Annotated in this window: 9 protein-coding genes; all 9 read right to left on the bottom strand. The window is 29.2% G+C overall.

Annotation, left to right across the window (positions count from 1 at the left end; genetic code table 11):
* A partial coding sequence (gene yqeC, locus NSA58_RS09465) for a selenium cofactor biosynthesis protein YqeC (protein ID WP_257560413.1) occupies positions 1 to 749 on the bottom strand: 749 nt, incomplete at its 3' end.
* Entirely contained in the window at positions 749 to 3,022 is a 2,274-nt protein-coding gene (locus NSA58_RS09460) for a xanthine dehydrogenase family protein molybdopterin-binding subunit (protein WP_074429558.1), read from the bottom strand. The genes NSA58_RS09460 and yqeC, both read right to left, overlap by 1 nt.
* A 1-nt stretch (position 3,023) precedes the next feature.
* Positions 3,024 to 3,473, bottom strand: a complete 450-nt coding sequence (locus NSA58_RS09455) for a (2Fe-2S)-binding protein (protein WP_039681494.1) — start codon at positions 3,471 to 3,473, stop codon at positions 3,024 to 3,026.
* Entirely contained in the window at positions 3,467 to 4,261 is a 795-nt protein-coding gene (locus NSA58_RS09450; RefSeq protein ID WP_039681495.1) for an FAD binding domain-containing protein, read from the bottom strand. The genes NSA58_RS09455 and NSA58_RS09450 overlap by 7 nt, the downstream gene beginning before the upstream one ends.
* Positions 4,262 to 4,486: 225 nt before the next feature.
* Complete coding sequence (locus NSA58_RS09445) at positions 4,487 to 5,809, bottom strand: uracil-xanthine permease family protein (protein ID WP_074079238.1); 1,323 nt, start codon at positions 5,807 to 5,809, stop codon at positions 4,487 to 4,489.
* Between the two features lie 238 nt (positions 5,810 to 6,047).
* Entirely contained in the window at positions 6,048 to 7,004 is a 957-nt protein-coding gene (locus tag NSA58_RS09440; protein WP_052233177.1) for a C40 family peptidase, read from the bottom strand.
* Between the two features lie 243 nt (positions 7,005 to 7,247).
* A complete protein-coding gene (locus tag NSA58_RS09435) occupies positions 7,248 to 9,653 on the bottom strand; it encodes an ATP-binding protein (protein ID WP_074429559.1) in 2,406 nt (801 codons plus the stop codon).
* A gap of 251 nt (positions 9,654 to 9,904) precedes the next feature.
* Positions 9,905 to 10,456 carry an NADH peroxidase gene (locus NSA58_RS09430; protein WP_074078785.1) on the bottom strand — a complete coding sequence of 184 codons (552 nt, stop codon included), beginning with the start codon at positions 10,454 to 10,456 and terminating at the stop codon, positions 9,905 to 9,907.
* Between the two features lie 236 nt (positions 10,457 to 10,692).
* Positions 10,693 to 10,977: a hypothetical protein gene (locus tag NSA58_RS09425; protein WP_408648044.1), complete on the bottom strand. Its 285-nt coding sequence runs from the start codon at positions 10,975 to 10,977 to the stop codon at positions 10,693 to 10,695.
* Positions 10,978 to 11,256: the final 279 nt, after the last annotated feature.

Below are 11,256 nucleotides of genomic sequence, written 5' to 3'. Positions count from 1 at the left end.
CTAAATTCATTTTTCAATAAACTTCCATATACAAATCTGTCAATATATGAAGGGTTTTCATTTTTTATTTTTTTTATAAGCAAAACAGCATCTTTCTTATTATTACTGCTTTCAACCTTATTGATAAATAAAACCTGTTCTCCTTTTGAAACCTTAAAAAGTCCATTTTCATTTAAAACAAGATTTTTAAGATATTCTAATTTTACTTTTTGTGATTCTTTATCATTTATAATATTTAAGAATTTATCTAATCTATGAATATTATTTTCATTAATTTCTAATCCTACGGAGCTAATATCCACTACTCCTATAATTTTAGTACTTTTATCATAAACAACAGGCTCATCATCCCGCCATCCTTTAAGAGGTTTTTCCTTTGAGCCATCACCTTCGATTAGCACTATGTCAAAATAAGATGCTATTTTGTCTAATGTTTGAGAATTTAAACCTTTTATCTTAGGCTTATTTTGCCCCAATTTACCTTCTATGTGACTTCCTATTACGTATACTCCTTTTTTACTTTTTTCTATTGTGTTTTTATAATTATCATCTTCTATTTTACTTAGCATAATTATCTCATCATAAAACTTCTCATCTGGCACATAAATATTTGTTGTTGTTGTGACTAACACCTTATAGTTTTTTCTAAGCAAAGAGGAAGCAGAGAACATCAAAGATGTTTTTCCCCCCGCTCCCACTATTGTAATTATATCTTTATTTTTTATATTAAAAGATTTAATCAAGTCCATTACTTTTCCATCATAGCCATAAATACTTTTTCTGGTGTCATAGGTAAAGTATTTAAGTTTATTCCAAGTCCATTGTAGATAGCATTTTCTATAGCTGGAGATGGTGTATTAACAACAACCTCACCTACAGATTTTGCACCAAATGGTCCTGTTGGCTCGTAACTTTCTTCAAAATCAACAATTATATTACCTACATCTTTTCTAGTTGGTATTTTATATTGCATAAATGTGTTAGATGCTAGCTCGCCTTTTTCAGTATAAACAACATCTTCATAAAGTGCCAAACCTATACCTTGAACTATTCCACCTTCTACTTGTATTTTTGCTAAGTTTTTATTTATAACAGTACCACAGTCAACTACTGCCACGTAGTCTACTATATCAACTTTTCCTGTTTCTTTGTCTATTTCAGTTTCCACAAATCCTGCTATAAATGGTGGAGGTGAAACTGGACTTCCATGAGTTGCATATCCTATTAATTGGTTTTTGTTAGGTCCCATAGTTACATCTACTGCCAAGTCAAATATTGATATTGATTTCTCTCCATCTTCAGATTTAACACAGTTTCCATAAAACTCCACATCTTCTTTATCAAGCCCAAGTCTTTCTGCTCCAAGTCTTATTATCTTATTTTTAAGTTCAGTTGCAGCTTTTACTACAGCCATTCCTGTAACATAAGTAGTACTTGATGCATAAGAACCTGGGTCATATGGTGAAGAATCTGTATCTGCTGAGTTTACTACGATTTTATCCATTGTAGTTTCTAGAACTTCTGCACACATTTGGGCAAGTATAGTATCACTTCCTGTCCCCATATCTGTAGAGCCAGTAAGTAATGTGTAGTTACCATCATCATTTAATTTTATTTCTATAGATGCAGTATCTATTCCTGCTATTCCAGAACCTTGCATAGTAAGCGCCATTCCCACACTTCTTACTTTTGTAGGTGAGATTTCTCTAACAGGATATTTTTCATCCCATTTTATTAATTCCTTACCTTTTTGAATACATCTATCTAAGGCAACACTTTTTAAGTGCTTATCATAAGCTGGAGATATTTCACCTTCTTTTATTATATTTTTAAGTCTAACTTCAACTGGGTCCATGTTTAATTTAGCTGCAACTTTATTTATAGTAGCCTCCACAGCAAAACATCCTTGAGTAGCTCCGTATCCTCTAAATGCTCCTGCCGGTGTTTTATTAGTATAAACTACATTTCCTTTAAATCTTGCAGCTTTTAGCTTTCCATACATAGGCATAGTTTTTTCTCCAACTAGCCCAAATGTAGTTGAAGCATGTTCACCATATGCCCCTGTATCAGATAGAGCATCTATATCTATAACTTTTATAGTTCCGTCTTTGTCTGCTCCAACTCTTACATTTAATTTCATTGCATGCCTAGATGTCGTACTTGTGAAAGTTTCTTTTCTGTCGTATATTATTTTAGCTGGTTTTCCAGTTTTTAAAGTAACTAATCCTGAGAATATTTCCACACAGGCAGTTTGCTTTCCACCAAAACCTCCACCTATTCTTGGCTTTATAACTCTTACTTTGCTTGATGGTATGTCTAGCGCTCTACTTAAGTGTCTTCTTACATGGAAAGGTATTTGTGTAGAACTTACTACAACTAATCTTCCCATATGATCTAAGTAGTTATAAGCTCTATAAGTTTCCATCATTCCGTGAGATTGCGCTTGTGTGTAATATGTCTCTTCCACAACTATGTCACATTTTGATAATTCTTCTTCTATATTCCCTTTTTCATATAAATGTTTAGAAGCTATATTTCTTTCTCTTTCCATTCCTATATCAAAGTTACAATGTAAGTCTTCTGTATGTACTATACTTTCATTGTCTATAGCTTTTTCCATATCCATTACTGGAGTTAATACATTGTACTTAACTTTTATCATTTTCATAGCTTTTATTGCAGTTTTTTCGTCTTTTGCTGCTATTATAGCTACTTCATCTCCCACATATCTTACTGTTTTATCAAGTATTAATCTGTCGTAAGGAGATGGTTCTGGGAATGATTGTCCTGCAAGTGTAAATTTATTTTGTGGTACGTCTTTGTATGTTAAAACACATTCCACTCCTGGTACCATCATTGCTCTTTTTGTATCTATTTCTTCTATTATTGCATAAGGATACGGACTTCTTAGTATTTTAACTACTAAAGCTTCCTTAGCTGCTAAATCATCTGTATATACTGGCTTACCAGTAGCTATTGACATTCCATCTATTTTTGCTATGCCTTTACCTACTATATTCATCTTACTTTACCCCCATATATGTCTTTATTGCTCTAAGTTGCCCCATATATCCTGTACATCTACATAGGTTTCCAGTTAAATAATGTTTTATTTCTTCTTCCGTTGGATTTTCTAATTCTTTTTTCATTGCGATTACTGTCATTATAAATCCTGGTGAACAAAAACCACATTGTTCTGCACCTTCTTTTACAAGTATCTCTGCAAATTCACTTGCCTCTTCTTGTAAACCTTCTATTGTTGTAATGTTTTTCTTGTTAGCTCTTACAGATAAAGTTGAACATGATAATGTTGGCTTTCCATCTATCCATATACTGCATAGCCCACAACAACCTGTGTCACAACCTCTTTTTACACTTAGATTTCCAACTCTTCTTAGAGTATCTACTAAATATTCGTCAGCTGTCACATCTATATCAACTTTTTTTCCATTTATATTCATTGTGATTAACATGATGATACCTCCATTAAAGCATTTTTAACTAATGATTTACATACAGCTTTTCTGTATTCTTTGCTAGCTCTCATATTTGAACCAAATACTAATTCTTCTGAGGCTATTTCACTTGCTTTTACTATATTTTCTTCATTTAATTCATTATTTGATAAAAACTCGCTTGCTTTATAAGCCACAGTTGCTCTTTGAGGTCTAGCACCTACGCATATTTTAAAGTTATTATCAGTCTTAGATACTGACATGTTTAATATTGGATAATCACTTCTTGAATTTCTCATACATTTATATACAGCATTTACATTGTTTTTCTTTATGTATAGTTTAACTAGTATATCTTTCTCATAATCTTTATTTAAGAATTCTTCCAATAACATTCTTCCACCTTTATATAGCTCTACTTCCGTTTCTAGGGCAAGTAAACCTACTATTAAGTCAGAAAAACCATATCTAGAGAATACACTTCCTCCAACAGTAACTACATTTCTAAATTGAACACCTATTATATCCCTAACTGATTTTGGTAAAACCCCATCAAAGTATTTATTTAATATAGGACTAACTTCCAAATCTCTAAGTGTTGTCATGGAACCTATTTCTATATAATCTGAACTTTCTTCTATAAGATTTAAATTTAAGGCAGATAAATCTATTCCAGTTCCTATTCTCTTTTTTCCCATTCTAAGGAAAGCACTTCCCCCTATAACTATATTGTTTTTTCTTTTTGTAAGAATTTCATAAGCTTCTTCAAGTGATGTGGGTTGCACTAATTCCATTAGTGTAAACATAATACTTCCTCCCATAAAATATATTTTGTCATTATAATTTAACCTTGTATATTATACCATAATTAGTTATTTTTTTCTAAACATTTTATTATTTTATCATAATAATGTTCGTATATTCCAGTATATTATTATTAAAACAAAAAAAAAGATGTATAAGAAAATTCTTATACATCTTTTTTATCTATTTTAAATTAAACAACATAATTCTCTGAGATTTAGTGAATTTTATGCAGTAAGCGCTTTATCTTCACATATTTCTTCTTTAGGTAAAACTATATTAAGTACTACAGCTAATATTGCTGGAAGTACTGTTTTAGATTCTCCAAATATTAATTGAATAGATTCTGGAAAAGCATCGAAAAATCCTGGAACATAAGCGACCCCTAATCCCAATCCTAATGATACTGCAACTATCATAGCATTTCTCTCACTTAATTTATCAGTTGTAATAAGTTTTATACCACTTACTACTATCATAGAAAACATTACAATTGAAGCTCCACCAAGTACACTAGCTGGCATTAAAGATATAAGTGCACCTACTTTTGGGAATATTCCTGCTATTATTAGTATGAATGCCCCTGTTGCAATAACAAATCTATTAACTATTTTTGTCATAGCTACTATCCCGACATTTTGGCCAAAAGATGTATTTGGTAATACACTAAATATGGCACCAACTAAGCTTCCTATACCATCTGCTAAAACTGCCCCAACTATTTCTTTTTCACTAGCTTCACGTCCTAGTCCAGAGCTTGCTATAGCTGTTGTATCTCCTATAGTTTCTACCGTTGAAACCATATATACAAATATCATTGCTATTATTGCATCCATATGAAACTCAAATCCAAGTTGAAATGGTACTGGTACTGATAAAAGTGCCGCCTGAGATAAGGAAGAAAAATCTATTTTTCCCATAGGTATGGCAACTATGTATCCTACAATTAATCCAATAAGTACTGATGATATACTAAGCATTCCTTTAGTATACTGTTTAAAAAATATAACAGTTATAAGTACGATTGTTCCTAATAATAAATTTGATGGTGAAGCAAAATCAGCTGCTCCAACTCCTCCAGCAAAATAATTAACTCCCGTTGGTAAAAGTGCAATTCCCATAGTTAAAACTACTATTCCTGTAACTACTGGTGGGAAATACTTTCTTATACGCTTAAGTACAAGTCCTCCAACTAACACTTGGAATATAGCTCCTATTAAACAAGCCCCAAGTATTCCAGACATACCATATTTTACACCAATTGCTGTAGCTGCTGGCACAAAACCAAAACTAGTTCCCATTACTATAGGTAACTTTGCTCCTACTGGTCCTAAAGGATAACATTGTATTAATGTAACTAACCCTGATACAAACATGGCACATTGTATTAATGATGCTTTAATTTGTGGATCTAGATTTAATACGTTTGAAATTATTATAAGTGGTGTAACATTCCCCACAAACATCGCTAATACATGTTGCAATCCTAGTGGTATTGCTTCTGTTAATTTCGGTCTCCCATCTAACTGATAAATAACTTTTTTGTTCATAAAAATTCTCCCATTATCATAACTAAAATGTTTATTTTAAAATTATTGTTCGTCTTTTCAGTTTAATTATATATGCTAATCCATTTTTTTACAAGTTTTTTTACGAACATTTTGTTATTTTTTTTATTTTTTATACGATACATTATCGTGCATTTTTCTCATAAATAAAGAAACCACCTCATAATGAAGTGGTTTTTAGTAAATAGACTAGTTGTATCATAGTTCTAACTTTTTATTTCTAATATATTATTCTTCTTGCTGTAACATAACCTTTAACATAATAAGATGTTGACATACTTTCATATCTTACACCTTTTCCAGGACTTGGTGAGTGAATAAATTTACCATTTCCAACATACATTCCAACATGTTTAATAGAATTTGTTCCGCTATTAAAGAATACTAAGTCACCTGCTTTTAAATTACTTTTACTTACATATTTTCCATTTTTAGCTTGATCTCTAGAAGTTCTATTTAAGTAAATTCCTGCTTTTTTATAAGAATAGTATGTAAGACCTGAGCAGTCAAAAGAATTAGGTCCTGCTGCACCATAAACATAAGGTTTACCTACTTGTGCTTTAACAGTAGATATTACTTTATTCAACTTAGAATTCGTTGTTGGTTTAGAAGAAGATGATGATGATTTATAACTTACTTTTATATCACTTGAATCACCTGAGTATACTTTTAAATAATCTGTGTATACATATCCTGTAGTTGAACTAGATAATTTTACCTTAGACCATCCATTTTTGCTTGATGAAATTACCCCAACAACACTATTTTTTTTAATTGTTTTCTTAATGCTATATTTAGTTGAAGCACCTGATCTTACATTTAGTGCTGAAACTGTAACCTTACCAACTTTCTTTATTGAATCTGCGGTACTTGTTGAACCTGAAATTTTAGTATATTTATCAGTAATATATCTTGTCTTTCCATTGTATTTTATTTTATACCATCCATTACTACAAGTAGATATATATTTAAGTTTCATTCCTTTCTTAACTTTTCCAACTAATGAATACCTTGTACTAGATCCACTTCTTACATTGACTCTATTTGCTGTAACTAGCACAGATTTGCTACTAGCCTCCACATTTTCATTCATAGCTATAGTTGGTATAACACTGGTTGCTAACATACCTATAGCCATTCCTTTTGAAATAGTTTTTGTATTTTTGTTAATAATCATATTCCAAACATCACCCCACTCTGTAACTATTTTGTAATTTTTGTTACCATTTTGTAACCTATTATATCATACCTTCCCTAAATATTTCTATATTTTTACAGAATAAATATTTTATTAACAAAGTTTTTGTTCAAATATATAGTAGAAGTATATATATTTTACATCCAATTAACTTTTTAATTCTATATATTTTCCATAAAATATAAGGGCATATCAAAAAAATGATATGCCCTTATATTAAGTTTATACACTATATATATCTGAAAATTCTATGTCACATCTTTCCACATGCTTACATTTTCTATCGTAATCATAATCATAATTCTTATTATCTTCTTCTTTTAACTTAATAGGAATAGTAAAGATAAACTGAGATCCTTCATTAATCGCACTTTTTACATACACGTTTCCACCATGCATTTCTACCAAGTTTCTCACTATAGATAAGCCTATACCACTACCTTCACATTTTCTGTTAAATGATTCATCTACTTGTCCAAATCTATCAAATATAAGATTAAGTTTGTCGCTTGGAATACCTACACCGCTGTCATTTACTGAAACTATTATTTCCTTTTCTGTTGCGTTGATATCAACCTCTATATTTCCACCTTCTGGTGTATATTTTATTGCATTTGATAAAAGGTTTAACATAATTCTTTCTATTTTATCTGGATCACAATAGGTAATTAATTCTTCAACATTGGTATCAAATATAAGATTTATTTTATTATTTTTTGTGTAATCTGCCACTGAGAGGGTTATATCTTCAATAATATTGATAATATTTTGATTAGATGCTCTAAGTTCATATGCCCCTATATCCATTTTACTTATGTCTATTAAATTATTTACTAATCTTAATAATCTATAGGAGTTTTGTTTTATATAATTAGTGTATTTTTTTAAATTTTCTAGATCTATATTATTTTGTTCAATATTTTTATTGATAAGTTGCATAGTGCCTATCAGTATATTTATAGGCGTTCTAAATTCATGAGATATATTTGAAAAGAATTCATTTTTTACAAGTTCTAGCTGAACGGCTTCTTCTAACCTTCTTTTTTCTTTTTCTATTTCCAACTCTCCTGTAATGTCTCTTGCTGCTGTAACATATATTCCTTGCTTAGAAATATACATACTACTCCATTCAAGATAAACGTAGTGCCCTTTTTTATGTTTAAATCGAACAATTTTTCTATCTATTTTACCATCTATATCTATTAATTTATCCTTCCTTAATTTCCTAAATCTCTCCACTTCTTCAGGATGAACAATTTCTTTCATTGACATTGATAGCAATTCTTCTTCACTCCACCCCAAAACATTATGCCAATTTGGACTTAGTCTTTTTAAATAGCCATCTATTCCCACAATGGATACCAAGTCAACACAAACATTTAAATATTGCTCCAATTCTTTTTCAGTATATTTACGCTTTCTATTTTCCACAAGTACTTGGTTTGAAAGCCTAACATTTTTAATTATCATAGCTATTTTAGTACATATATGTTTCATATACTCATCACTATTGAATTTAGGAGAATTGCCATTGCTATAGTTTAAGCTTATAATTCCAATAAACTCATCACTTAACTCTACGATATAGTTACCTAAATAATCTAATTCATCCATATAGATTTGTTTAGAAATTGGTTCATTACTTATTTTGGGATACACATTATTAAAATATTTTTTATTTTTATCTGAGTATATTTGAGCTATTGTACTTGGTATAAATCTTATATTTTCAAAATATTTATTTGAATTTTTTAGTTTTATAAATGGTGTTAAACCTTCTCTATTCTTATCATACATCAATATGGATAAACCATCTGCATTTGTATAATCAAGAATACGTTCTCCTATATTACTCAGTATTTTACTTAAATCCACATCATAGTATTCAATATCATTATAATCACTTTTAATTATTGTTCTGTTAAAATTTTTATATAACTCTTCTGATATTGTTTTTGATAAATTAATATTTTCAGTTGTTGCAACTATATATTTAGTTTTATTATTTTCATCATATATTGGAGATTTGTAACTTTTATACCACTGAATATCATTATTAATAACTAATTTTTCATTAAATATTTTAGGATTTTTATTCTCAATTACATCCCTGTTATTTAACTCAAACTCTTTATAAACCTCATCATCCCAATAATTATAATTATAACTCCCTATAATATCGTCTCTTTCTAAATTTAATATATTTGAAAAGGCTTTATTAACGTATAGATACCTTCCCTCTTCATTTATAACAAATGTGGAAATACTAATATTATCTAAAAGATCCTCTAGCATTTCCATAGTATATGGTTTTTCATCTACTTCTTTTCCTATGATAATAATACTTCTCTCATTATTTAAATTTTCTATACTAATGTTTGAATTAATTTTGACAAGTTCATTTGATTTTGAATAAAAGTCTATGTTTCTATTTGTTTCTTCTGATTCTATTAATTGATTTTCAACACTATTTTCTTCATTTTTTATGACTTCAAATATATGTAAATTTAATAGATCTTCCTTGTTGTAATTTAATCGTTTTAAAAAACTTTCGTTGCAAAAAATTATTTTCCCCTCATAATTTAGTACAACAATATAATCACTAACCTTATTGTATATTGATAACATTTTATTCCCCTCTTGCCAATTAATAATAGTTTATTTCCTTATATTTTTACTACATATTTTACCACATATTTCATTTCTCTGCATGTTTTTTATAAATTAAGATAAACATAATAGATAAAATGTAAAATCCTTTCAGTACAAAACTTTGCTAAGATACATCCATTGCACATTTTAAATTGTTAGAGTCATAAAAAAATAGAGAGTTATTAAATAATAACTCTCTATTTTTTTATGTTGTTAGATTTTTATAATTAAGCTTGTTTTCCAAAGTGTCTTTCTAATAATCCTAAGAATGCTTTACCATGTCTAGCTTCATCTTTACACATTTCATGAACTGTATCATGTATAGCATCTAATCCTAATTCTTTAGCTCTTTTAGCTATTTTTAATTTTCCTTCAGTAGCTCCGTATTCAGCTTCAACTCTTGCTTCTAAGTTAGCTTTAGTATCAGCAACTACAACTTCTCCTAATAATTCAGCGAATTTAGCAGCATGTTCTGCTTCTTCGAAAGCTATTCTTTTGTAAGCTTCTGCAACTTCTGGGAATCCTTCTCTATCAGCTTGTCTTGACATAGCCAAGTACATTCCTACTTCTGTACATTCTCCAACGAAGTTAGCTCTTAATCCTTCTAAAACTTCTTCATCTACTCCTTGAGCTGAACCTATTCTGTGCTCATCAGCCCATTTCATTTCACCTTTCATTTCTTCAAACTTTTCAGCTCCTACTTTACAAACTGGACATACTTCTGGAGCAGTTTCCCCTTCATGTATATAACCACATACTGTACAAACAAATTTTTTCATTTTTATATTCCTCCATAATTTTTATATAATCTAATTATTGTATACTGTTTAAATTTAATTTTTAATTATGATATATTAATACCACGTATTTTTCACTTTAAACAATTTTTTAATTTTTTTTATACTTTTATAATAAGTGTTTGTGATAAATCCATAAACTAAATCCCACCATTATGATAATCATGGTGGGATATTTATAATAATTTTGATCTTATTTATATATGTAATATGAATTATTAGTTAGTAGATGTTTGATCTTCATATGATTTTTCTTCACTATCACTAGATGATAATAAAACTACTCTAGCGACTACTGCATTTTCATCTATGTCTGATTTTAAAGTTATCGGAATCGATAAATCTTGTGATGATATAGTATCCCCATAACTTAATTCAGACACATCTATTTTTATACTTTCTGGTATATCTTCTGGATGACCTTGTAATTGTACTTCTGATACTATTACTTCTAATAATAAACCTTTTGATTCTAATAATCCTTGGCCAGTATAAACAGCCAGGACTTTTAATTTAATCGAATCTCCTTTTCATTTCTCTCATCAATATTAAATACTAAATTTTGCATGAAATTCCTTATTCCTTATTTACATATAGTTTTTATTTTACAACAAAAGTATAGCACTCTTTTGCTTGTAAATTGTTTTTTATTTTTCATTAGAATTCTAATTTGTAATTTGAAAATACTTCTCTAACTAATTTATTATTGATAAATTACTATTAATCTAAACCTTAAATATCTTATTTGTCCTTATTCTCAATGAATATTAAAATTTATTATT

The organism is Terrisporobacter muris (assembly GCF_024621905.1).
Taxonomy (GTDB): Bacteria; Bacillota; Clostridia; order Peptostreptococcales; family Peptostreptococcaceae; genus Terrisporobacter; species Terrisporobacter muris.
The sequence above is the reverse complement of the archived record's forward strand: the minus strand, read 5'-3'. Positions and strand labels throughout refer to the sequence as shown.

What these genes read in the sequence shown, in the direction of transcription:
- NSA58_RS09460 (WP_074429558.1), bottom strand. Translation starts at nt 3,022, where the DNA reads ATGAATATAGTAGGTAAAGGCATAGCAAAAATAGATGGAATGTCAATA.
- NSA58_RS09455 (WP_039681494.1), bottom strand. Translation starts at nt 3,473, where the DNA reads ATGTTAATCACAATGAATATAAATGGAAAAAAAGTTGATATAGATGTG.
- NSA58_RS09450 (WP_039681495.1), bottom strand. Translation starts at nt 4,261, where the DNA reads ATGTTTACACTAATGGAATTAGTGCAACCCACATCACTTGAAGAAGCT.
- NSA58_RS09445 (WP_074079238.1), bottom strand. Translation starts at nt 5,809, where the DNA reads ATGAACAAAAAAGTTATTTATCAGTTAGATGGGAGACCGAAATTAACA.
- NSA58_RS09440 (WP_052233177.1), bottom strand. Translation starts at nt 7,004, where the DNA reads ATGATTATTAACAAAAATACAAAAACTATTTCAAAAGGAATGGCTATA.
- NSA58_RS09435 (WP_074429559.1), bottom strand. Translation starts at nt 9,653, where the DNA reads ATGTTATCAATATACAATAAGGTTAGTGATTATATTGTTGTACTAAAT.
- NSA58_RS09430 (WP_074078785.1), bottom strand. Translation starts at nt 10,456, where the DNA reads ATGAAAAAATTTGTTTGTACAGTATGTGGTTATATACATGAAGGGGAA.